Below are 24,930 nucleotides of genomic sequence, written 5' to 3'. Positions count from 1 at the left end.
AGAAGGGGAGACGCTTTAGCGCATAGCGAAGCGGTAGCGAGTCATCGAGCGTCTGCGATTTTCCGACAACCAAGCAAGTGGCGTTTGAGGAACGTAGACCCAAAGGGGCTTAAGGCAGGGTAACCAGACATTTTTCTATAGTTTGTTGGGTTTCACTACCCTGCCTTAAGCCGCCTCCAGCATTTACGTTCAACCCAATCTACAAATATCCTTAACCTAAGCGTATTGGTCTAAAGACTACTTTCGCTATTAGACTGGTGAATTCATTCTGAGGCGGGCTAGATGAGAATGAAATAGCCCTGCTAATTATTCTGTTCCTGAGGTTGTTTGCGTGCGCTTCCAAACCTCCTTCCCCTTTTTTTAAGTACCCGTCGTAATCGGTCTGCACTCAAGCTTACTTGACGCTCAGATGCCAGTTTTTTTGCCAGTTGTTTAGAGTTATAAGTTTGTGGCTCTTGAGCTAAACAATTTTCTAGATAAACCAAGTCTGATTCGGAATATCGGGGTTTTCCTCCTCGACCAGGGGCATCCCATAGACCTGCTAAACCCATCTTTTCCCAGCGATGAAGGGTTTGACGTACTGTTGAAATCGCCCAGTTTAAGCCTTTAGCGATTTGCTCATTTTTTAAGCCGCGAGTATTCAGCAGTAAAACTTGAGCACGATCCTTGGTACGTTGAGGAACATCTTTGGCTTTTCTCAATTCTTCTAAAGTCAGCTTTTCTTCGTCAGTTAGAAAGACTTTTAATCGGCATCCCATAAACGATAACCTTTCACATAGTCAATTTTTGGCATTGTATATGTCTATTCACACCTCTATATCTACTCCGGCATGTGTTTAATAATACAGTTATAGACTTAACAACAAGTATTAAATATACCGAAGTTTAGCCTTATGGCTGTTAGGGGCGAAGTATTAGCTTGAGAACATTATTAAAGTTTGTAATTTATCATCGGTAATGAATTTTCGTAAAAAGTTAGGCAGATAAAAAACGACGCCCTTAGCTTGTATGGGCATATAGATTAAATAGCCAGATGCTGTAGCTTATGGCTATGATGAAAATAATTTGTTGGCGTTGTCTTGACTAGTGCCTAAGGTCGATAATAAAAAACTGTATCATTAAAATTATTAAATTATTCGTATTGTTACGGTCATTTATCGAAACTTTAAAAATGATTTTTACGCTAGTTTATACTTGAATGAGCAGAAAAAGATATACAGGCTCAGTTCTTTTTATTCCGCTCGTCTCAGAAACTTTGCTTTTATTATCTCCAAAAAGACATCTATTTTATCGACTTTACAGAAAATTTATATTTTACGTAACAAGATTCTTGGTTGGGACAAGAATATATTCAATACCGATTGGGAAAAACAGTGTCAACAGCTTATTTGATGCGTATTGAAAAGGTGTAAAAAATTTTTCCTACCTTTCCTACCTTTCCTACTTTTCCTACTTAGTTATAAGAGAGGACTTCAAAAAACTAACTTTTTCTATTTGACATTTAAATTTATTCTCTTAAGACATCAATTTTGCGATCGCCCAATATTTTCCACCACAATTACACAGTCTGTTTGTAAATCCTGGTATATCCTTAGCACTCATCCGTCATTCTCAAAATAAAGGTTAGCATAACAATCCTGGATGGATAATATTTTTTTAGATTTTGATTTTTTAAGTTTTTTTTATTAAAGAATATGATAAATATGATATTTTTTAATTAGGATAAATTCAGAGAAAGTTGCAAAATTAAATACTCAGTGAATTAGCCGGAATAAATTAATATTTAGTATATTTTTGGAGTCACATTTTTAGCAAAAAAACAGCAATAATTGATACAAGTTAAAATTTAAAAAAGCTGATATTTATTACAACTTAAACAAAAAATAATAGAGACAATGGGGGCAGAAGAAAAACCTGTTAATTTGCGCTCGGAGACGAATAATGGTAGCGATCGCACAAAACGTTCAACATCGCCTAACTATACAAACTGTAGAAATTGCCCCTAATACAACGGCGATTCGCTCTCTTGATTGGGATCGCGATCGCTTCGATATCGAATTCGGATTGCAAAACGGTACAACCTATAATTCATATCTAATTAGGGGTGAACAAACAGTTTTGATTGATACTTCTCACCAGAAGTTTCGTGATCTGTATTTAGAGACTCTAAAAGGTCTTGTCAACCCCAAAACAATTGATTATATAATTGTCAGTCACACTGAGCCAGACCATAGCGGCTTAGTAGAAGATGTCCTCCAATTAGCTCCTAGAGCTACCGTTTTAGCCTCAAAAGTTGCGCTTCAGTTTTTGGAAGGCTTAGTCCACGATCCTTTTAGTAAGCGGGTTGTGAAAACTGGCGATCGCATAGATATCGGCAAAGGACACGAAATCGAATTCGTGAGTGCGCCTAACCTGCACTGGCCAGATACAATCTTTAGCTTTGACCGCAAAACCCAAACCCTTTACACCTGTGATGCTTTTGGGATGCACTTTTGTGACGATCGCACCTTCGACGAAGATTTAGAAGCGATCGAAGCTGATTTTAGATTTTACTACGACTGCTTGATGGGCCCTAACGCTCGTTCTTTGGTGAATGCCATGAAGCGGATGGGTGAACTAGGGAAGATTAATATTATCGCCAATGGTCACGGGCCATTATTACACCACCACCTAGATGTTTTAACTGGGTGCTACGAAAATTGGAGCCAAAAACAAGCTAAAGCAGAAACAACAGTTGGCATGTTTTTTGTCTCAGATTATGGGTATAGTGAGCGCCTTGGTCATGCAATTTCTGAGGGTATACTGAAAACTGGGGTTGGGATAGAAGTACTGGATCTAAGTACTGCCCAGAGCCAAGAAATCCAGGAACTAGCCGGGAGAGCAGCTAGCATCATTATTGGTATGCCCCCGACTACAAGCGCCGCCGCCCAATCTAGTATCAGTTCATTGCTAGCTGTCGCCAAGAACAAGCAAATGGTTGGGCTGTTTGAATGTTACGGTGGGGATGATGAACCCATTGATACACTCCGCAGAAAATTTCTCGACTCTGGCATCAAAGAAGCTTTCCCAGCTATTCGGATTAGAGAGGCTCCTACCGCATCAACATTCCAGTTGTGTGAAGAAGCGGGTAAAGACTTGGGACAATTGTTAGTGCGCGATCGCAACATCAAGCACATCAAGTCCCTCGACGTCGACATGGAAAAGGCGCTGGGTCGAATTAGTAGTGGACTATATATAGTCACCACGAAAAAAGAAAATGTGTCAAGTGCAATGCTGGCATCCTGGGTAACACAAGCGAGTTTGCAACCCTTAGGATTCACAATTGCCGTTGCTAAAGACCGCGCCATTGATTCCTTAATGCAAGTAGGCGATCGCTTCGTCCTCAACGTTTTGGAAGAAGGCAATTATCAAGAATTGAAAAAGCACTTTCTCAAGCGCTTGCATCCCGGTGCTGACCGCTTTGCTGGGGTGAAAACTCAAACCGCGAAAAACGGCTCCCCGATTCTAACTGATGCTCTGGCGTACATGGAATGTGAAATACAGACCAGCATGGAATGCAGCGACCACTGGATTTTATACTGCACCGTCGAAGAAGGTCGTGTTTCCAAAAACGATGGATTGACAGCGGTTCGCCATCGCAAAGTAGGTAATTACTACTAAGGATTGGGCATAGGGCATGGGGTATGGGTTATTTCTCCTTATTCCCAATGCCCAATGCCCAATTCCCAATGCCCAATGCCCTCTTGTTCCCCAACTTTACCCAACAGCTATGACCAATTCCAAGCCACGCGACGTACAAGTTCTACCAATTGCTACAAATACTAAGGCGATCAGAGCACGTAGTTGGTCACGTCTGCGGTTTGAAATTGAATACGCACTTGAAAGAGGTACTACTTCCAATTGCTATTTAATTGAAGCTGATAAAACCGCACTTATTGATCCACCCCCAGAAAGCTTTACCGAAATTTATTTAGAGGCATTGCAGCAGACTTTAGATTTGCAAAGTTTGGATTATATAATCCTGGGTCATTTTAATCCCAACCGAGTTGCAACCCTGAAAGCAATTTTACAACTGGCACCACAGGTAACTTTTGTCTGTTCTCTTCCTGGTGCGAACAATTTGCGTGCTGCTTTCCTAGACCACGATTTGAAAGTCTTGGTGATGCGAGGGAAAGAAACTCTGGATTTAGGCAAGGGTCATGTTTTAAAATTCTTCCCCATTCCTAGTCCACGTTGGCCAGAAGGACTTTGTACCTACGACCAGCAAACCCAAATTCTCTACACAGATAAGTTATTTGCAACTCATCTTTGTGGTGATGAACTATTTGATGATAACTGGGAAGCGCTCAAAGAAGACCAGCGTTATTACTTTAACTGCCTGATGGCTCCCCAAGCACCTCATGTGCAAGCAGCTTTGGAAAAAATATCAGATTTGCAGGTGAGAATGTATGCTGTGGGTCACGGGCCTTTGGTACGCACCAGCTTAATCGAACTTACCAAAGCTTATGGAGAATGGAGTCGTGCTCACAACGATCGCGAGATTTCCGTTGCCCTACTTTATGCTTCAGCTTACGGGAATACGGCGACTTTAGCACAAGCGATCGCTCTGGGACTGACTAAAGGTGGAGTCGCAGTCAAATCGATTAACTGCGAATTTGCCACCCCCGATGAAGTTCGCATCAACCTAGCACAGTCAGACGGTTTTATTATCGGTTCTCCTACCATTGGTGGTCATGCGCCAACTCCTATTCATACTGCTTTAGGGATTGTGCTATCGAGCGGTGACAATAGCAAACTCGCTGGGGTCTTTGGTTCCTATGGCTGGAGTGGCGAAGCATTTGACTTAATTGAAGGTAAACTCCGGGATGCTGGATATCGCTTTGGCTTTGACACCCTGAAGGTTAAGTTTAAACCTGATGATGTCACTCTCAAGTTCTGTGAAGAACTAGGCACAGACTTTGCCCAAGCACTGAAAAAGGCTAAAAAGGTACGCGTACCACAACAAACCGCTACTCCAGTGGAACAGGCTGTCGGTCGGATCGTTGGTTCCGTTTGCGTGGTTACAGCGAAACTTGGAGAAGTGTCTACCGCAATGTTAGGCGCTTGGGTTTCTCAAGCCACCTTCAACCCACCTGGACTAACTGTTGCGATCGCCAAAGACCGAGCGATCGAATCTTTGATGTATCCAGGTGGTAAGTTTGCCTTAAATATTCTACCTGAAGGCAATCATCAAGACTACATGAAACATTTCCGTAAATCTTTCGCGCCTGGGGAAGATAGATTTTCCAACTTTAGTACAGCAGTTGCAGATAACGGTTGTACCATCCTCACTGATGCATCAGCATATTTGGAATGCTCAGTCAATCAACGTCTGGAATGTGGCGATCATTGGGTTGTGTATGCAACTGTGGATGAAGGTAAATTACTCAAGCCCGATGCTGTTACTGCCATCAATCATCGCAAAACAGGCACTCATTATTAGATAGTGAGAAATTTAACTCAACGAAACCGCCTTAGCTTGAATATAGCCAAGGCGTTTTATGACAAAAATTCTCTTTTTTATGGGATGGGCAAGATGCTTATCCCAGTTTTTTTGTCGATATGTAGAGTCCGCCCAAGTAAATTTTAGTTATCTACGAGCTTATCTATCTTTAGACAGATGTTCGAGGTTTTTAAGTTTCAGGTTATACACAATAAACTTTGAGATTACAAAATCATCTATTGTTTTAAAAGGGATTCGGACAATACTCTGGTAGATTTCTGAAATGAAGAACCACTGGCTAGGAAGTGTCTCAAGTGCGATCGCTAAGTGCAGCTGATCAAACGTACAGACTTCTTAGGCAGCTCCGTCAGCAATGCAGGGGACATCAACGGTGGCGGCTTCGAGTCTACGCCCCTAGCAACCTTATCTGTAGCATGAATTTCGTGAAATGGTATGACTTTTCATGGGATGTGGAATCAGAAAAATGGTGCGTGCAATTTCAGTATTAAAGCGGAAACAACATAAATTCACTCGCTGAAATTCCGCAATTGCCACCAAGACAATTGTAGAAACGCAGTGTAGCCTTTAACTAGAAAAACAGTATCAGGGAGTTGCTAGACAAAATGCCAACTAGTAGTTTGCCAAACCAAAATTGCTGGGTTTGGGCTGGGGAAAGGGGAAAGGTTAAAGGAAAAGGGGCTAAAAACCGTTTCCCTTTTCCTCTTACCCTTTAAAGAGCCAAGTTCCATTGGCGAACTACTAGTGCCACTAAACTTTTATAATATTTTGTTGTTCTTATGACTCCAAAACACACCAAAATTAAATTTCCCCTTTGGCAGTATCTGAACCAGCCTTTATTTAGTCACAATCCTAGATTAGTATTGAATCCCCATCGCTTTGCATTCATCTGGCGTCTTCGACTTCTAGAACGCTGCTGGACTAAAGAATGTGATGCCAAAGGGCCTCAACAGCATTAGCTACCTGAAAAGCCGTAAACTAAGCCTCGTCTACAGAACGAGGCTTTTTGCCGTCAAGTAAAGCACTGACAGTCATATCTCCCATGACATTAATCGCGGTGCGGCAGCGATCCAGAAACCAGTCTACAGTAACTAGCAAAGCGATGTACTGGGTAGGTAAGCCTACAGAAGTGAACACTAGTGTCATCGTTACCAGTCCAGCATTGGGAATATTTGCCGCACCTACGGATGCAAAAATCGAGGTAAGGATGACAATTAACTGCTGTCCCAGACTCAGATGTTGTCCAATTAGTTGGGAAATATATAACGCAGACATTGCTTCATAGAGGGCAGTGCCATCATTATTGAAATTTGCCCCGACTAATGCCCCCAAGGCAGCAGAAGATTCCCTTAAACCGACTTTTGTTTGCAAAACCTCAAAGGTTACGGGCATTGCCGCCGCAGAGGAAGAAGTTGAGAAAGCTGTCAAAAAGGCATCAGAACCGCCAGTTAAGAATTTTAACGGATGTACCCAAGAACCAAATTTTACTCTGGTGAGGTAATAGCACGCCTGCAATACCAATGCTAACAGCACCGCCACGATGAATGCACCCAAAGATTTAAACGGTGCAAAGCCCTGCATAGCAATAGTTTTAGCTACAATCCCAAAGACTGCGAACGGCACTAAGGCAATTACCCAGTTGAGGATACGGACTACCGCTTCAAATAAAATTCCGATGACATCCTCAATTGGCTGGTATCCGTTCTTGCCTTGAGTGATTTGTTCAGATTTTAATCCTCGCAGGACGATGCCAAAACTCAGGGCAATCACAATCAGTTGGATAACGTTATTATCAACTAACGGCTTGAGAACAGCTTCCGGTACAGCATCTTTGAGTATTCCCCAAGGGTCAAGACTCTGAGGAGTTATTTCTGTACTTGTTGAGGTGGTTACATTGCCCCAAGTTCCTGGACGCAGCACATTCGCTACCAAAAGTCCCACTAAAATAGCTACGGTAGTGTTAGTTAAAAGTAGGACTGCCAGACGCCGTCCGGCTGTACCGGGGATATTCGTAGTCATTAAGGTATGCAGCACCGCTACCAGAATCAGAGGCGTAGCTAGGGCGCGGAGAGCCTTTAACACCAATTCCGCCGGAATTGCTAAATTATTAATTAAAGTGGCATTGCTGGGATTGGGATTACCCGCACCAAGGGCAATTCCGACGCTGACTGCCACTACTAGGGCGATGAGAATTTGCAATGTGAGAGGGATACGCTGCCACCAAGGGCTAGCTTTGGTTTCAGGCGAAGTAGTACTCTCTGTTTGACTCATTAGTTAGATGCTGATTAACTGCTGTAACTATTAAAACAAGACTTATGATAGTGACAATTTCGGAAAAAGAACAGCTTGAATTTTGGTTAAAAACTGTTAATCTAAGATTCCGTTGCTTTGCAAAATCTAGCTCGAAAGGGTATACCACAAGGTAGGCCCCTAGAGATATCTTGGCTTGTGGTTGGAGATGCTTATGTCCTTTGTCCCTTTACATATTCACAGTGACTACAGTCTGCTCGATGGGGCAAGTCAGCTACCAGAGTTGGTGGATCAAGCGATCGCACTGGGGATGAAAGCGATCGCCCTTACTGATCATGGCGTCATGTATGGGGCCATTGAACTGATCAAAATCTGCCGTAGTCAAAATATTAAGCCGATTATCGGCAATGAAATGTATATAATTAATGGCGATATTGAAAAACAAGAACGCCGTCCGAAATATCATCAAGTCGTTTTAGCTAAAAATACCAAAGGTTACAAAAATTTAGTTAAATTAACCACAATTTCTCACCTTAAAGGTGTTCAAGGCAAAGGAATTTTTTCTCGTCCTTGTATTAATAAAGATTTATTAAAAGAATATCATGAAGGCTTGATTGTCACCAGCGCTTGTTTAGGTGGAGAAGTTCCCCAAGCGATTCTTAGTAATAGACCAGATGCAGCCCGAAAAATTGCTCAGTGGTATAAAGATGTATTGGGTGATGATTATTATTTAGAAATTCAAGACCACGGCTCCCAGGAAGACCGAATTGTTAATGTTGAAATAGTCAAAATTGCCCGGGAACTAGGGATTAAAATTGTTGCTACTAATGATTCGCATTTTATTTCTTGTTTTGACGTTGAAGCCCACGATGCTTTGCTATGTATTCAGACTGGCAAGCTAATTATTGAAGATAAGCGGATGCGTTATAGTGGCACAGAGTATCTCAAATCTGGTGAAGAGATGCAGCAGCTATTTCGTGACCATTTGCCAGATGATGTGATTGCAGAAGCGATCGCCACTACTGAAGAAGTCGCTGATAAAGTCGAGCCTTACTATATTATGGGTGAGCCTCAAATCCCTACACCCCCCATTCCCTCTGGTCATACTGCTGACACTTACGCCGAAGATGTTGCATGGAACGGACTTTTAGAACGGTTAAATCGGAAATCACGCAATGAGGTTGATTCCGTCTATAAAGAAAGATTGGAATACGAACTAAAAATGATTCAGCAGATGGGTTTTTCCAAATACTTTTTAGTTGTATGGGACTACATCAAATTTGCTAGAGATAATAACATTCCTGTGGGGCCTGGTCGGGGTTCGGCGGCTGGTTCATTAGTTGCCTATGCGATGCGAATTACCAACATTGACCCTGTGCATCATGGGCTACTATTTGAGCGTTTTTTGAACCCAGAACGGAAATCCATGCCTGATATTGATACGGATTTCTGTATTGAACAAAGAGATAAAGTTATTGAATATGTAACTGATAAATATGGTGCAGATAAAGTTGCCCAAATTATTACCTTTAACCGCCTAACTTCTAAAGCAGTTTTGAAAGATGTCGCCAGAGTCTTGAATATTCCCTACGGGGAAGCTGACAAAATGGCGAAATTAATTCCTGTAGTGCGGGGAAAACCAACGAAACTCAAGGTGATGATTTCTAATGAAACCCCAGAACCACAGTTTAAAGAGAAATATGATAAAGAACCGCATGTTCGCCATTGGCTTGATATGGCGATGCGAATTGAAGGAACTAATAAAACTTTTGGTGTTCATGCAGCAGGTGTGGTAATTTCTGCCGATCCACTTGATGAAATTGTCCCGCTACAGAAGAATAATGATGGTTCCGTGATTACCCAGTATTTCATGGAAGACCTGGAATCAATGGGTTTGTTGAAAATGGATTTTCTAGGTTTACGGAACCTGACGCTGATTCAAAATACCCTTGATTTAATTCAAGAAACTAAAGGATATCGTGTTGATCCTGATGAAATCACCCACCAAGAGAGAAAAGCCCAAAAGATATTAGCTAAAGGTGAACATACCACTCTGCCAAAAGATGTGCAAAAAACTTATGAACTATTAGAAGCAGGTGAGTTAGAAGGGATATTTCAATTAGAATCTTCTGGAATGCGTCAGATTGTGCGAGATTTGAAACCTTCTAATATAGAAGACATTTCTTCGATTTTGGCACTTTATCGACCGGGCCCATTAGATGCGGGATTGATTCCTAAATTTATCAACCGCAAACACGGACGAGAACAGATTGATTATCAACACCAAATTCTAGAATCAGTATTAGACGAAACTTATGGAATTATGGTCTATCAAGAGCAAATCATGAAAATTGCTCAGGATATGGCTGGATATTCATTAGGACAAGCTGACTTGCTGCGTCGGGCGATGGGTAAAAAGAAAGTTTCTGAGATGCAAAAGCAGCGAGAAAAATTCGTGGATGGTGCAGCTAAAAATGGTGTTCAGAAAAAAGTTGCGGATGAATTATTTGAGCAAATGTTGAAGTTTGCTGAATATTGTTTAAGCTATGACACGGAAATATTGACAGTAGAATATGGATTAATGCCGATTGGGGAAATTGTCGAAAAACTCATTGAATGTACTGTGTACAGCGTTGATAATAATGGAAATATTTACACACAACCTATAGCACAGTGGCACGATCGCGGACAACAAGAGGTGTTTGAATATTGCTTGGAAGATGGTTCAGTGATTCGGGCAACAAAAGACCATAAATTTATGACTGTTGATGGTCTTTTGTTGCCAATTGATGAAATATTTGAACGGGAATTGGATTTGATGCGGGTAGGGGGTTTACCGGAATAAGAGGAAGGGGAGCAGGGGGAGAATGACAAATGACAAATTAAGCTGGTTGATGACAAACAGCTTCTATGCGATATCCGTCAGGATCAATCACAAAAGCGGCATAATAATTGGGGTGGTAATGAGAACGCAATCCAGGCTTGCCATCGTCCTTAGCTCCGAAAGCGATCGCTTGTTGATAAAAAGCATCCACCGCAGGGCGATTATCAGCCGCAAATGCCAGATGAAAGCCCTTGGATACTTCATTGGTAAACTCTCGACGATTCCCAATCCAAAACATCGGGTAAGTACCAGCACTATAAGCAGCGATGTCAGGTAAATTAAATAGGCGTTTGACGCCTAACGGCGCAAGCACAGCATCATAGAAGGCTAGACTGCGTTCTAAACTACTCACCCCAAAGGATAGATGGTCAAACATAAGCTTTAATTTTTACAAACACTACTCACACTTACAATATTTTTCACCAAAAGGGCATCTAAATAGCGATCGCTTTCAATACGGCTAAGGAACCGCTGCTTGCAAGCATGACCCATTCGGTATACATCAAAAAGCGAACTTCTGCATTATGTTTAATTTACGTTCAAATTTTAATTCATATTGTAAATTTTACTGCCCTTACTTAACCAAACTAAGTAATCTCAAAAGAATTTAATAAGTTAAGAACTTGTTGCTCAAGAAAAGTAAAGCTAGATTTCTACAAGCTAATTTCATCTCAAAAAATAAAATAATTTTTTAGATGCGGTAAAGAAGAAAGCGTAAATTATACTTAGCATACATACATAAGATATAATATAATATTAAATATTTGCTGCCGAGTTTGCCAAGCTACTTGTTTTTGGTTTCTCTTGAGGAAAGATAGGCTTGTTCACTGTTAGTCGTTGCTAAAGGGTAGGGTAGCGGCTTGATGGATACTCTCCTGTGTAAGCGACTGTAACTATATAGCTGAGTAATTTTCCAAGAAGTATATTATATACAATGAGTTGCTTCTGCCTAGGAAAACAAAAAAAAATATGTTGTTGTCGCGTAAAGCCATTGCTACACCTTTTGTAATTTGTGTGTGTATTTTAGGAGTTGGCTTGATTCAATTCCCCCAATTACAAAAACTGATAAATAGCAAACAATCTGCTTCCTTAGAAACTTTAGAGAAAGAAATAAAATCAGAAAATATCCGTCTGAATTTTCTCCAAAAAATGCCTAGTTTTGGTTATGATAATTTCATTGCAGATTTGGTATATATCAATTTTTTACAATATTTTGGAGATGATGAAGTTCGGGATAAAACAGGTTACAGTTTAAGTCCCGAATATTTTGAAGTCATTCTAGAACGTGACCCGCGATTTTTAGAAGCGTATCGCAGTCTTTCTATCAGTACTTCATTGTATGCTGCTATGCCAGAACGGGCGATCGCACTATCAGAGAAAGGCTTAAAATCACTATCTCCCTTCGTTCCCGAAAAGTCTTATTACGTGTGGCGTTACAAAGGAATTGATGAGTTATTATTTTTAGGCAATGCTCAAGCTGCTCAAAAGTCTTTTGCAACGGCGGCAAACTGGGCTAGTAACTTTTCAGATGCAGAGAGTCAGCTTATAGCTAATACTTCCCAAAAAACTGCGGAATTTCTGAGTCGAAATCCTAACAGTAAATATGCTCAAATTGCAACCTGGTCAATGGTTTTAAATAATCAAGTTGATGAGAGAACTCGGAAACGTGCAATTAGAGAAATCGAAGCTTTGGGAGGAAAAGTAATTACAACTCCTGAAGGTACTCAGAAAATTTTATTTCCTCCAAAGGATTAAATTATTATTTATAGCATTTTCTTCCGAGAAAAACTTTTACAAAATTGCAATATTCTCGATAACTTGAGAAAGTAAGATGAGTACGCATCATATTTTCAGGAGCAATATTGATGTCAATACAATTAGGAGAATCTGATTTTCAAATATTAAAGTGTTTTCCTGTTATGTCCCAGTTGCGTCCTCACCTTGAGCAGGCTAAGTTTGTAGAACAAGTTCGATATCAAATGAAAGAAGGATATCAACTTGTATTCTTGGAAGTAGAGCAGCAAGCTGTGGCAGTAGCTGGATTTCGCATTTATACGTGTTTAGCATCAGGAAAGTTTTTATATATTGATGACTTAGTTGTTGATGAGTTGAAGCGGTCACAAAGCTATGGGAAACAGTTATTTCAGTGGCTAATTGAATATGCAATAAATCATGACTGTAAACACCTCAGTCTTGATTCTGGCGTTCAGCGATTTGCAGCTCACAGATTTTATCTCATGCAGCGCATGAGCATTACAAGTCATCACTTTGGAATAGAGTTGTAGCGAGAAGCAATCTGGTTGTGAAAAATGAGATTTTTTGGTATAGCGGCAAATTAGTTGAGTCCCGAATTTTAGAGTTAGACATTAATGATCCGGGTTTACTTTATGGGGCGACTGTTTTCACAACATTGCGGGTTTATCAGAACTCGCTAGACAGTAATTTAACTAATTGGCAAGCACACTGCGATCGCCTACTTTTCTCAGTACAATCTTTTGGTTGGCAGCAACCCGATTGGAATCGTGTGCGTCAAGGCACCGAAATTCTCCTGGCACACTTTCCCGTTCTCAGAATTACCCTTTTTCCCGATGGCCGGGAATGGATAACTGGCAGATTCTTACCAGAGGATTTGAGAGAAAAACAAAAAACTGGCGTTGTGTGTGCCGTTGCTAGTTTTGAATTTTATCGCTCTCTCCCCTCTCATAAAACCGGAAACTATTTAAGTGCTTGGCTGGCAAAAACTAGCTTAGATGCTCAAGAAGCAATATTAGTCGATGCTGTAGGAAATTGGCTAGAAACCAGCACAGGCAACCTTTGGGGATGGTACGATCGCAGTTGGTGGACGCCGCCAATAAAGGCAGGAATTTTGCCAGGAATTGTGCGATCGCAACTTGTAAACTGGTTGCAAAACCACCAGCAGCCGGTGCTAGAGGAACCTTGGACGGTCGAGTTAGTCCAGAAATTTGAAGCGATCGCCTACACTAATAGTGTGGTAGAAATTATTCCCATTCATACCGTTCATCAGCGCACAGGGTCGCTACAATATGATCCCTACCATCCTAGTTTTCTGCAAATAAGGGAGCTTTTTGTAGCATGATAGCCACGCCACTTTGTTACACTTAAGATAAGTTAACATAATTCTTAATAATGACCTCTCCAAACAGAGACGCTAGGCGATGGCGCTTTGCGCCGCCTGAGAGCTAACGCGCGAAAAATACCGGAGGATAGACCTTAGTGAATAAAAGATGGAGAAATGCAGGGCTGTACGCGCTGCTGTTTATTGTCGTCATTGCGCTGGGAACAGCATTTTTTGACAAACAACCTCAAAGCAGAGAGACATGGCGATATAGCCGGTTTATTCAAGAAGTTCAACAAGGCAGAGTAGAAAAAGTCAGTTTGAGTGCAGATCGCTCTACAGCACTGGTTACAGCCAAATATGACGGAAATAAACGGATTGTGACCTTAGTCAACGATCCAGACCTGATCAATACTCTGACTTCAAAAGGCGTTGATATTTCTGTTTTGCCCCAAAGCGATGAAGGATTTTGGTTTAAGGCACTAAGCAGCTTATTTTTTCCTGTATTGCTTTTGGTTGGCTTATTCTTCTTGCTACGTCGCGCTCAAAGTGGCCCAGGTAGCCAAGCGATGAACTTTGGTAAATCCAAAGCCAGAGTCCAAATGGAACCACAAACTCAGGTGACATTTGGTGATGTTGCTGGTATTGACCAAGCCAAGTTGGAATTAAACGAAGTCGTAGACTTTCTGAAAAACGCCGATCGCTTTACCGCAGTTGGTGCAAAAATTCCTAAAGGTGTGCTGTTAGTTGGCCCTCCTGGTACAGGTAAAACCCTTCTAGCTCGTGCTGTAGCAGGTGAAGCAGGTGTACCCTTCTTCTCGATCTCCGGTTCGGAATTTGTAGAAATGTTCGTCGGTGTGGGTGCATCCCGCGTCCGCGATTTATTTGAACAAGCTAAGACTAATGCTCCCTGTATCGTCTTCATTGATGAAATTGACGCCGTAGGTCGTCAGCGGGGTGCAGGTTTAGGTGGTGGTAACGATGAGCGCGAACAAACTCTCAACCAGTTGCTCACAGAAATGGACGGCTTTGAAGGCAACACAGGCATCATCATTATTGCCGCTACCAACCGTCCTGATGTCTTAGATGCAGCACTGTTACGTCCTGGTCGCTTTGACCGTCAAGTTGTGGTAGACCGTCCCGACTATGCCGGACGCAGCGAAATTCTCAAGGTTCACGCCCGTGGCAAAACCTTGGCGAAAGATGTGGACTTGGATAAAATTGCCCGTCGTACCCCCGGTTTTACTGGCGCAGATTTATCCAACCTGCTGAATGAAGCCGCAATTCTGGCAGCACGCCGGAATTTGACTGAAATTTCGATGGATGAAATCAACGACGCAATTGATCGCGTATTAGCTGGGCCAGAGAAGAAAGACCGGGTAATGAGCGAAAAGCGCAAAACCTTGGTGGCATATCACGAAGCTGGTCACGCTTTAGTTGGTGCTTTAATGCCAGACTACGATCCTGTGCAGAAAATTAGCATCATCCCTCGCGGTCGTGCAGGTGGTTTAACTTGGTTTACCCCCAGCGAAGACCGGATGGACACTGGTTTGTACAGCCGTGCTTATCTGGAAAATCAGATGGCTGTGGCTTTGGGTGGTCGAATTGCTGAAGAATTAATCTTTGGTGAAGAAGAAGTGACCACTGGTGCTTCCAACGACTTGCAACAAGTAGCACGGGTTGCGCGTCAGATGATCACCAGATTTGGGATGAGCGATCGCTTAGGCCCAGTCGCCCTTGGTCGTCAGCAAGGTAACATGTTCCTTGGACGGGATATCATGTCAGAGCGTGATTTCTCTGAAGAAACCGCTGCCGCCATTGATGAAGAAGTCCGCAAACTTGTGGATGTAGCCTATACACGCGCTAAAGAAGTGTTGGTGCGTAACCGCCACATTTTAGATCAGATAGCGCAAATGTTGGTTGATAAAGAAACGGTAGACGCTGAAGAATTGCAAGAAATTCTATCGAATAACGATGTAACAACCGCTGCGTTTGCCTAATTTAACGAGTAGTTAAGAGTTAAGAACAATTCTTAACTTTCAACTCCTAACTTCTAACTTTTAAAATTCGGGGTAATTCTGGGATTTTCTAGAGTTACCCCAATTTTTTTTAATTCCTTGTCAAAAGCCCGACCTTGATGGCCGGGCTTTTAATTCGAAATGGGGTTATATTCCCCGAAGGTTAGTTATAGAGTTTCAGTATAAATCCGTAGTCTGATAGAGACTACCACCTGAGCATAACCAATTCCGGAAAATTAGAAAAATTTTTCTAGATACACCCAAATAAAAGAACCTATAACTCAATACGCTTGGGTTAAAGCCACATAAAATGTATTGCGTAGGTTGGAGAGCCACTACGCCCAAGCGGTTTCCTGACGAGCCTTGCAAGTGGCGTTTGAGGAGCGAAACCCTACCTACACGGGCATTTGTTGGGTTTGACTTTTGACTTTTGACTTTTGACTTCCCCGTTCGCGTAGCGTCTCCAAGAGTTGGGGCTGACTACCCTGCCTTAAGCCGCCTTTGGCGTCTACGTTCAACCCAACCTGCAATTATCCTTAACTGAACTGTATTGAGCTATAACTCTGACTTAAAAAAGAAAAAGATAGAATTTAGTGATCATTAAGTAGATTAAAAATTTACATACTTATCTCCTGTTGCCGTCTTTCATAACTAGCAACTTGGATTATTTAGTGAAAACTAGAAATCAAGGTAATTCTGAGATTTTACAGAATTACCCCGATTGTTCTGAATGCAAAAGCATCGATACATTCTGTGGCGCACCCTTTATAGCGATCAAAAGTATTCTCCTTTAGATAACTTTCCGAATCTTGACATAACTAGCGTCAAGAGTGACTCGACACTCAATCAGTCGCCGATCTTAAAGTCTGGATGTCGGTTTTAAAAATAGCCATGCCACAAAGAACGTAGCCGCTGTGAATAGTTGCGTCAAATCCAAAGCAGATAGATAGCCATCTGCAAATGAAGCAATACTGCGATCGGTAATGCCAAATACCCAGGATGACAGTCCAAACAGCCAAATGCCATTCTTGAGATTTCCGACGAATTCCTTTGAGTTTGATGGTTTTTGGTCTTTCATGAGCTTCTGTTCTGTTGGTGAGAAATTAAGTGATTGATCGGAAATACCTGCCATTAGGAATTTTTCTGACTCCTGATGCTGAATTTACACTTCCTATTCATAATATTAATAAATATTTCAGCTACTTGACTTCGCTGCCCAAAGGTACATCTCCTAATGTTGACATTCCTCCTTTAGTTCTGTAACCTCTGATAGACGGCAATGTGTTGGGTTATCAGCATTACAGCGTTGGGTTTGAATGTTGAGATTACATTATCTTTAAAAAACTATATAAATATTTATTTATATTTATGGTAAATTCCTCCATAGGATAGATGCATTTCACAAAATGCCTTATATTTCAATTGCGTGGATCTGTCGTAGTGGCGCACACATGTTCGACACTAAGGGAAGATGTATATTTAAGGGTCAACCAACGGGGGATTGGGGCCGCAATGGAGGAAGTCTTGAACTACTTGCCCAGCACAAACTTGCGATCGCAAAACCAATAGCGTAGCGAGTGGTCAAAGGACGTGCGGAGGGGATATGTCTTCCAGCACGGACGTACTCTATTACCAGTACAACCCGACCGAGAGTATAGGAAATAGCAAAACCAGGGGAACTCTCACCCAAACCGTGGTGGATATTAATAGCCATTGCTGCTGCTGTCAGCATTTGTATACCAATCAGCAGCCGATGTCCCACATCATCGCTGTCAAAGCGGTTGGCGTAGAATGTAGTGCCAATCCATGACCACCAAACTGGTATAAATAAAACTACAAACCCAAATAATCCTGATAGAGAGATATCCTCGTTGAGATTGTGGGCGAGTTGAGAAACTGCAACTACAAAAACCAAATCATAAAAAAGTTCTAGCCAAGTGGCGCGTCGTTCTTCTTCAGTGTCTTCACCAATGCGTAACCTTGGCGGTTGGAGAAAATTTGCCATAGTGCTAATTGCGAATTGCTAATTGTTTTTTACCATTAGCTGTAAGCAATTAGCGAGTGCGTATATGTTTCTGCGTAAATCCTTAAAAACCTGCTGAAAATTCGGTAACTTTGGCATTGTCCCAATCTCCTTCAATGTACTGCCAACCCATGCTGGTGAGTTGTTGAACGGTAGGCAGTTCTACATGAATATACTCAGGAGTTCTTTGGGGCATAAATTATTTTGACAAGTCTTGTAGAATGATTTTAATGAATCCACTCTATCTGTTTTCGAGTAATAATACTTAATTTGTGTTTTTTTGGTATAGAAAATTTCAGTTACAAGCAATAGATTAATAACTGATGATATGCTGTCTAATAATGCTGGGTTAGGTCTTTGAACCTGCCGGAAGATGCTTAAAAGCATCTTGATCCCAAGGGGGCTGCTTTTCCAACTGTGATAGAATCCAGGTATGGAATAAACAATAAAGATCCACCTTACTAGGAGTTTCTTTATACCTGTTAGAAATAATAGGTAGTGGTTATACTCTACACCATCGTAGAGGAGACAGGTTGAGGGAGTGTCTAGCGTTCTCTGTCCGCCTAAGCAATAAGCACTTCCAAATAATTAAATCACTACAAAATAAGACTATGTCCAAGAATTTGGACGATTTACTCACTGAATACTTTCAGCCGGAGAAGCTAAAGGCTGCGTTTAAAGCTTACGAACAACAAAAAACGGACTTCTTCCAGCAGGGTGAGCCAAAAGTTCAGATGGGGGTGGACGGTATTTCTTACCAAACCTTTAAAAAAGAACTTGATTTACGTTGTCAGGTTCTATCAAATAGATTATTTAAAGGTACATATCAGTTTTATACTTTTCGAGAAATAGAAATTCCTAAGCCATCTGGTGGAAAGCGAGTTTTATCGATTGCGACTATACGCGATGTTATTGTCCAAAAAGTATTGTATGATGCTATTTACAAAGAAATAGAAAAAGATTTTCAAGCCACACATAGACTAGATAAAGTATCTTGTGCATATAGAAAGGGAAAGTCTGTACCCTATGCAGCAAGCTTGATTCATCATTATATTAAACAAGGTTTTATATTTGCCTTAGATGCTGATATAGTAAAATTTTTCGATAGGCTGTCTCACGAATATCTTTTTGAACTTATAGAGAGAAAGTTTGGTCAAGATACTCTAACTAATAAATTATTAATACGGTTTATAAAAGCTGGTGGACTTCCACATAAAAATCAACGTGGCAAAACATACGGATACCGTTTTTTTCATCATCATAAGCCTATTTTTAATAATCAAAGAATTATAAGAACTCAGGGTATCCCTCAAGGCGGTGTACTTTCGGGAATGTTAGCAAATTTATATTTACATGAATTTGATTGTTGGGTTATCAATGATTTATCGAAAAAATGTTCTCTAAGATACGTCCGTTATGCCGATGATTTTGTAATACTTTTAAAACAAAAAGAATTAATTTCTATAGTACATCAAGAAGTGGCTCAAAAATTACAAGATATAAAGCTGGAATTACATACTGATGAAAGTAAAACCAAATATGTTGATATAGCTAAGGATTTTCTAGAGTTTGTTGGTTTTCAATTTACTCTTGAGCATATCAAAGTTAAACCAGGAAACATTTTAAGATTTCAGCAAAGAATTATAGAAAAGATTAATAAAGAGCAGTCTTATAAAACTGGTGAAAATTTCGAGCGTAGATTTAGCTTTTTTATCAAATATGTGATTAATAGAAAAGTAACTGGGCGTGGTGAGAAAATATGTGATGTATGCGGTGGTGTGCTAGGAGAAAGACTAAAAAGTTGGATGGGCTTTTTTATGGTTATTACAGACATCCAACAAATACGCGAATTGGATAAATGGATTCGGAAAGAAGTCAGCAAACACTTTTATAAAAATTACAAACTTCGTCTGAAAAAATCAGACTTTAAAAATGTAGGATTAATTACTCTTGAGCAAGAGTATTACAGACTTCGTAAACGAAAAGCCTGTTCATGTGAAAAATTTAATTGTTCTCCAAGTCCAATAAATGACAGTAACGCCATACATCATACAGAGGTAAGGCAAACTCTATGTTGGAATTTTATTTGGAATTTTCTTGAGAGAACATTCAAGAAGTTATTTGCTCTTTAATGTTTAGCCAGTTTTGCTCATGCAAACACTGCCAAGCTTTGCGAATATGTTCAAGCTTAAATCGCTTGCGCTTGCGTACACCGAATGGGTTGCCGCAGGCGATCGCCTGCTCAGTATCTTGTGCTACTTTGGGATAACGGCTCAAAAATAATTACCTGCACATCTGGTAGTTGGGCGAAGACTAATTCTATAGTGGCTTAACATCAGCCTAAATGATGACATCAATTTGTTAAAAGTGACATTAACCTGTCAACAGTGACAAATAATTAGTTAATGTACATGATTTTAAAGCGGGCGATGGGACTCGAACCCACGACGATCACCTTGGGAAAGTGAGATTCTACCACTGAATTACACCCGCGAATTGCTGCCATAAACTTGGGGCTATAATGAATCATACCATTATTTACAGCTGTTTTCAATTAGCTAGAACATACGCTGTTTTGGCAACTGCTGATGTATGAGTCCTGTGGCTGTTCATATTAGGGAATTTTTTAGCTAGCTGATGACGGCACTTACTCCCATATTTAATTAAAGAACAATGTCCTCACCTCGCTCGGTGAAGCGAACCTCTTTAATATTCCATTGGGCATTACTCTTTAGGGTTTTGCGGAGACTGCCAAACAGAGCAAACTGTTCACAACTAGAAAGAGAAGTTATTTGCCGCTTTGACTCAGGAGATATTCGCAAATCAACTGTAGCAATGCCATTTTTGATATTGACACGATACCCAGACAAGCTAAAGTCGCTTGTATCTCGTTTTTCTAAGATTTTACCCACTACATTTTTCACTGGTTCCTCGGCTGGTACTGAAACCTTTTCTGGAATTAGTTTTTGGCATTGAGTATCACTTGTGTATAGTGTGACTTTGGTAGTTTTGTTAGTGGCAGCTTTAGAAGTTGGTGAGGAAGGCGTATCTTCTTTAGGAGATTCTTGATTAGAAGATTTTTCTCTCAACTGAGCTACGCTAGGAATTTGGCTGGGAGTCTGAGACGATAAGCTATTCGTCGGTGTTAGGGTAGGGGATGGCGTTCCGCTATCAACATTACCAACTGTGGGGTTAGAACTACAACTGCTGAGGCTGATAACCATTGCCATAAAAATAATGGGTAAAAAATATCTCTTGGTTGTGTTCATAAACTTTGCTTAGAAGTGATGTTGCTGCTATCAATTTCAGTGTTGCTGGTATCAATTCCGCATAAATTTGTGAATATCAGCCAGTCTATAAAGTGTCAACCTGAAATCTGTCAAGGTCAAACGGTTATACTATACACAGATTGCTATTGCACTGGGCGATCAAAATACGTGTGATTTCTCTCGCCAGTTTAGTCAGCACCACGGGCTTTCTTTCAAAACTTGAAGAAAACAGCAACAAATTTTTCAGCCTTCAAAAGCGCGAAGCTACAATTGCTCAAAAATTGTGGTTCGTTAGAAAAACTTGTGTCTTTAGGTTGCTGATTAAAAGCAAATTACTGGTTTTCACTACTTTTTTGCTTGGTCAACTCCTGCACTAATAATTGCACACCCAAAGCCAACAAACCAATTGCTACTATACCAAATATCCCGCTTCCTAAAGCAACTACACCAACAACCAGAGTCCGAACAGCAGAAGAAATCTTCACCACCAATGGATTAATTGAATGGATCGGTTTAGTAGCGAAATTTGTGGCGATCGCAATCATCAGCGAATACACTGCATATCCCATTCCTCCAGAAATCACTGCCCCAGTTAAACAGCGTAACGGACTCGTTGCCGACTGTATTTTAGTATCCGTTTGTGGTGTTAAATTTTGCTCACTCATACCATTTTAGATTTTATATTTTGGATTGGGTCATTAGGAATAATTCTTGTCTATTCTTTATACTTCATTAACGAAAAATAATTATTTAAACAGACGATGCCACTTTAATACCATGTGTAATTGTTCGAGTTACAAACAATTCTAAGTCCTGATCAAGAATTGCTTCCCTTACTTGCAGCAAAACTAGTTCTGCCTGCTGTTGAGACTCAAAAAGAGCAAATACTGTTGGTCCAGAACCAGACATCATTGTTCCTAAAACACCTTCTTTATTTGCGAATACTTCTCGCAGTTGCAAGACTTGGGGATAGGCTGGCAATACCACACGCTCTAAATCATTGTGCAGTTTTTGGGCAATTCCTCCCACATCTTTATCCAGGACAGCTTTTACTATTGTTCCTGAATGAACTGCATTAGCACGCGCTACCAAGTTATCGCTATCTCTAATATAAGAATTACCAAACTGCTCTCGATAGGTTTTGTATGCCCAAGCCGTGGAAACTTCCAAACTGCGGTATTTCCCCAATACTACATATATATTATCTAAACTCGGCAGGGGAGAAAGTTGCTCACCCCTACCTGTTGCGATCGCAGTTCCACCCGCTACACAAAATGGTACATCTGAACCAAGTGTGCTTCCCAACTCCTCTAGTTCTGACTGAGTTAATCCCAATTTCCACAGTAAATTTATCCCTACCAACACAGCTGCTGCATTCGTCGAACCCCCAGCCAACCCAGCAGCTACAGGAATCTGCTTATTGACGGTAATCTCAACACCCCCATATTTGGCAAAGGCTTCGGGAAATTGCCTTGCCATTAATTCTGCTGCTCGGTATGCCAGATTACTTTTATCTGTTGGTACTTGTGGGTGGTTGCAGTGAACACGGATGCTGTCAATGCTGATGGAACGCAGATCAATTTGGTCTGCAAGTCCGATACTTTGAAGTATCATGGCTAACTCATGATAGCCATCAGCACGATTGCCAATGATTTCCAGATACAAGTTGATTTTGGCAGGGGCAATTAGGCTGTAGGAATGCATTTTGAAAGTTAAAAGTTAGGAGTTATGGGTTGCTAGTTGGGAATGGGTGAATTTTGAGTTTTGAATCAAAGCAATCATCTACATGTTCACTCTTAACTGCTCATTCCTCACTTTTAACTCCTAACTCATTTGCTAGAATTACCCATTGCTGAACACTGAGGTCTTCGGCTCTGGCTTGGGGATTTATTTTTAATTGTTCCAGTAAGTGGATCAGGCGATCGCGTTCAATAACAGATTGCAAATTATTTCGTAACATTTTGCGCTTGGCACCAAACCCCAACTTTAAAAAATTCTCTAACCGTCTTGGGTCAAGTGCTGCTATTTCTATTTTTCGGGGACATAATCGTACTACTGCTGAATCAACTTTTGGCGGTGGATGGAATGCGGCCGCTGGAACGGTGCAAATTAACTCACACTCAGCCAAATACTGTACCCGCACGCTCAACGCTCCAAAGGCTTTTGACCCTGGTTTAGCATACAACCTTTCTGCTACTTCTTTTTGTACGAGTAACACTATTGAGTCAAATGGTTCGGGATTGGGGTTGGCGATCGTACCCAGTAGTTTCTCGATGATTGGCCCTGTAATGTTGTAAGGAATATTGGCTACTACTTTATTTGGCTTTTGGAAATTGGGAAAGGCTACTAGATGAGATGGTAAATCCAGGGTGAGAAAATCGCCTTGCAGCAGTAAAAAATTTTCAGTCTTACCCAGTTGCTTTGCCAATAGTTCGCATAAGTCGCGGTCTATTTCAACTGCAACCAGAGATTGCACTAGGGGTAATAAACGACGAGTCAGAATGCCGGTTCCGGGCCCAATTTCCAGGATGCGTTCGCCCTTAGCGTTGGCAAAGCCATCACTTTGTGTACACTCTGCTGCTTGAATAATCGCGTCGAGTGCCTTTTCACTTTTGAGCCAATGTTGAGCAAAGACCTTACGCGGTCGGATCATCTGTATTTATTGCCTAGTTTAGTTTTTAGCTTTTTATCAAAAATTCATTTGTTTAGAGTCAATGGACGATATTACCTGCCGCACTTCTCTGGTTTCGACCAATCTTAAAACTTAATTATTACTTTTGACTAATTTTATTGATTTTATATTGACACAAAAATACTTTTATCGATTTTAAAAAGCAAAGTGCCCTCTTTTTAAGTCCAAAGCTGTTTCATCCTTTAAAAGTCCCTGATTTATAAGCATGTAAGCCAAAAATCAGCTGGTTAAAAAATATGATTGGACAATTATCATGGCGATCGCACTTAGATTTTTGGAGTTATGGCAATAATTTTTCTTTGTCCCACTTATTTAAATTTCTTCCTGATAATTTTGATAGAATCCCTATCTTTACCTATTTTATCGATTGTGAAATCCCTTTACAGCGCTAGACTCACTGTAACGAACCTTCCCATGAGCGGCTGCCTATCTTCGTAGCGGTGGCGATAGACCGAGCCTTTTCAAGTACTTGAGTCTCAGTACCACCTTCACCCGTAGGATGGGGGTCTTAAACAGCAAGCTCGACAATGGTTATGCTTTTATCTTATATAGTTCTAACTTTCCCCTCTGATCTGGAAAACCTCACTTCCATTCCTTTCTCCCACTGTAGAGAGGCTTTGAATCCTCCCCCAACCCTATAAAGCTTGGGAACTGGGGGTTAGGTTTCGCTCTCTTGTTTTCCATATCTTGTGAAAAGTCAGATATAGTTTGGCCATTTGGATTCGGGATAAATCGCTCCAGCAAGACTGACTCCTGTCTTGTAAGATAAACACGATCTAAATCCCCTAACCTGAATTAGATGGTGTTTTGGGGACACTAACTACCAATTTGCACCATTAAGACATCAGGATTGAGCCACTTATTTCCGTTTATCTCCTGCTGCTTAACCTATTTCCCTGAAAGTACTGCCAGTCAAGCAATTTGTCCCATTAGAAAAAAAGATTGTTTTACCCCTTGACAAACTAGAGAAAGACTAGCTACTCTAGTTAAGTGCGAAGGCAAAAGAAGCCAACGACGCGCTGAACCTAAAAAACATAATACTTTGAAAGCTTAAGAAATAACCAATCCTCGTCAAACAGATTTTATCTTTGGGATTTCCCAAAGAAATAGTCGAAATTATAACTAGGATTCCGAGAAATAAATTTTTCGGAGCCACAAACTCGAAACAAACCAAAACGGAGAGTTTGATCCTGGCTCAGGATGAACGCTGGCGGTATG

General features: G+C 40.9%; 18 protein-coding genes, 1 tRNA gene and 1 pseudogene. 8 read left to right on the top strand and 12 right to left on the bottom strand.

Annotated features, from left to right (window positions below; translation table 11 throughout):
- Window positions 1-302: 302 nt before the first annotated feature.
- Complete coding sequence (locus Q0541_RS10085; protein WP_298909020.1) at window positions 303-758, bottom strand: helix-turn-helix domain-containing protein; 456 nt, start codon at window positions 756-758, stop codon at window positions 303-305.
- Between the two features lie 1,183 nt (window positions 759-1,941).
- Here Q0541_RS10085 and Q0541_RS10080 point away from each other — a divergent pair.
- Window positions 1,942-3,660: a diflavin flavoprotein gene (locus Q0541_RS10080; RefSeq protein WP_298909018.1), complete on the top strand. Its 1,719-nt coding sequence runs from the start codon at window positions 1,942-1,944 to the stop codon at window positions 3,658-3,660.
- A 109-nt stretch (window positions 3,661-3,769) separates the two neighbouring features.
- Window positions 3,770-5,482, top strand: a complete 1,713-nt coding sequence (locus Q0541_RS10075; RefSeq protein WP_298909174.1) for a diflavin flavoprotein — start codon at window positions 3,770-3,772, stop codon at window positions 5,480-5,482.
- 996 nt (window positions 5,483-6,478) lie between these two features.
- On the opposite strand, the gene Q0541_RS10065 is transcribed toward Q0541_RS10075, so the two are convergent.
- A complete protein-coding gene (locus tag Q0541_RS10065) occupies window positions 6,479-7,771 on the bottom strand; it encodes a dicarboxylate/amino acid:cation symporter (RefSeq protein ID WP_298909012.1) in 1,293 nt (430 codons plus the stop codon).
- A gap of 193 nt (window positions 7,772-7,964) precedes the next feature.
- Between Q0541_RS10065 and Q0541_RS10060 the strand changes: the two genes are divergently transcribed.
- On the top strand, window positions 7,965-10,595 hold the full coding sequence (locus Q0541_RS10060; protein WP_298909009.1) for a DNA polymerase III subunit alpha: 2,631 nt from the start codon (window positions 7,965-7,967) through the stop codon (window positions 10,593-10,595).
- A gap of 37 nt (window positions 10,596-10,632) precedes the next feature.
- On the opposite strand, the gene Q0541_RS10055 is transcribed toward Q0541_RS10060, so the two are convergent.
- A complete protein-coding gene (locus tag Q0541_RS10055) occupies window positions 10,633-11,010 on the bottom strand; it encodes a VOC family protein (protein WP_298909005.1) in 378 nt (125 codons plus the stop codon).
- 593 nt (window positions 11,011-11,603) lie between these two features.
- Here Q0541_RS10055 and Q0541_RS10050 point away from each other — a divergent pair.
- From Q0541_RS10050 to ftsH3, 4 genes are all read left to right on the top strand, one after another.
- Window positions 11,604-12,389, top strand: coding sequence for a hypothetical protein (locus tag Q0541_RS10050; protein WP_298909003.1), 786 nt, complete (start codon window positions 11,604-11,606; stop codon window positions 12,387-12,389).
- 110 nt (window positions 12,390-12,499) lie between these two features.
- Window positions 12,500-12,919 carry a GNAT family N-acetyltransferase gene (locus Q0541_RS10045; RefSeq protein ID WP_298908998.1) on the top strand — a complete coding sequence of 140 codons (420 nt, stop codon included), beginning with the start codon at window positions 12,500-12,502 and terminating at the stop codon, window positions 12,917-12,919.
- 17 nt (window positions 12,920-12,936) lie between these two features.
- On the top strand, window positions 12,937-13,731 hold the full coding sequence (locus Q0541_RS10040; protein WP_298908995.1) for an aminotransferase class IV: 795 nt from the start codon (window positions 12,937-12,939) through the stop codon (window positions 13,729-13,731).
- A 137-nt stretch (window positions 13,732-13,868) separates the two neighbouring features.
- Window positions 13,869-15,710 (top strand): ATP-dependent zinc metalloprotease FtsH3, encoded by a 1,842-nt coding sequence (gene ftsH3 / locus Q0541_RS10035; protein WP_298908992.1) that lies wholly within the window; start codon window positions 13,869-13,871, stop codon window positions 15,708-15,710.
- Window positions 15,711-16,587: 877 nt separating this feature from the next.
- Here the strand turns inward: ftsH3 and Q0541_RS10030 are convergent.
- The 3 genes and pseudogenes from Q0541_RS10030 to Q0541_RS10020 all read right to left on the bottom strand — a co-directional run bounded on the left by Q0541_RS10030 (window position 16,588) and on the right by Q0541_RS10020 (window position 17,947).
- Window positions 16,588-16,806: a hypothetical protein gene (locus Q0541_RS10030; RefSeq protein WP_298909172.1), complete on the bottom strand. Its 219-nt coding sequence runs from the start codon at window positions 16,804-16,806 to the stop codon at window positions 16,588-16,590.
- A 438-nt stretch (window positions 16,807-17,244) separates the two neighbouring features.
- Window positions 17,245-17,733, bottom strand: a pseudogene (locus tag Q0541_RS10025) (low temperature requirement protein A); the annotation flags it as partial.
- 82 nt (window positions 17,734-17,815) lie between these two features.
- Entirely contained in the window at window positions 17,816-17,947 is a 132-nt protein-coding gene (locus Q0541_RS10020) for a hypothetical protein (protein WP_298908990.1), read from the bottom strand.
- Window positions 17,948-18,362: 415 nt separating this feature from the next.
- On the opposite strand from Q0541_RS10020, the gene Q0541_RS10015 reads away from it, so the two are divergent.
- The gene (locus tag Q0541_RS10015) at window positions 18,363-19,883 is read left to right on the top strand and encodes a reverse transcriptase domain-containing protein (protein ID WP_298908988.1); all 1,521 of its coding nucleotides are present in this window, start codon (window positions 18,363-18,365) and stop codon (window positions 19,881-19,883) included.
- Here the strand turns inward: Q0541_RS10015 and Q0541_RS10010 are convergent.
- From Q0541_RS10010 to rsmA, 6 genes are all read right to left on the bottom strand, one after another.
- Entirely contained in the window at window positions 19,861-20,028 is a 168-nt protein-coding gene (locus Q0541_RS10010; protein ID WP_298908987.1) for a hypothetical protein, read from the bottom strand. The two genes, Q0541_RS10015 and Q0541_RS10010, sit on opposite strands and share 23 nt — an antisense overlap.
- A gap of 144 nt (window positions 20,029-20,172) precedes the next feature.
- Window positions 20,173-20,244: transfer RNA gene (locus Q0541_RS10005), tRNA-Gly, on the bottom strand.
- 170 nt (window positions 20,245-20,414) lie between these two features.
- Window positions 20,415-21,020: a sporulation/spore germination protein gene (locus Q0541_RS10000; RefSeq protein WP_298908986.1), complete on the bottom strand. Its 606-nt coding sequence runs from the start codon at window positions 21,018-21,020 to the stop codon at window positions 20,415-20,417.
- A gap of 332 nt (window positions 21,021-21,352) precedes the next feature.
- Window positions 21,353-21,685: a DUF3082 domain-containing protein gene (locus Q0541_RS09990; protein WP_298908984.1), complete on the bottom strand. Its 333-nt coding sequence runs from the start codon at window positions 21,683-21,685 to the stop codon at window positions 21,353-21,355.
- An 85-nt stretch (window positions 21,686-21,770) separates the two neighbouring features.
- Window positions 21,771-22,724: a 4-(cytidine 5'-diphospho)-2-C-methyl-D-erythritol kinase gene (gene ispE / locus Q0541_RS09985; protein ID WP_298908982.1), complete on the bottom strand. Its 954-nt coding sequence runs from the start codon at window positions 22,722-22,724 to the stop codon at window positions 21,771-21,773.
- 100 nt (window positions 22,725-22,824) lie between these two features.
- Window positions 22,825-23,673 carry a 16S rRNA (adenine(1518)-N(6)/adenine(1519)-N(6))-dimethyltransferase RsmA gene (gene rsmA, locus Q0541_RS09980; protein WP_298908979.1) on the bottom strand — a complete coding sequence of 283 codons (849 nt, stop codon included), beginning with the start codon at window positions 23,671-23,673 and terminating at the stop codon, window positions 22,825-22,827.
- Between the last annotated feature and the right edge of the window lie 1,257 nt (window positions 23,674-24,930).

Source organism: uncultured Nostoc sp., assembly GCF_937863485.1.
Taxonomy (GTDB): domain Bacteria; phylum Cyanobacteriota; class Cyanobacteriia; order Cyanobacteriales; family Nostocaceae; genus Nostoc.
This window is presented reverse-complemented; position numbering and strand designations above follow the sequence as displayed.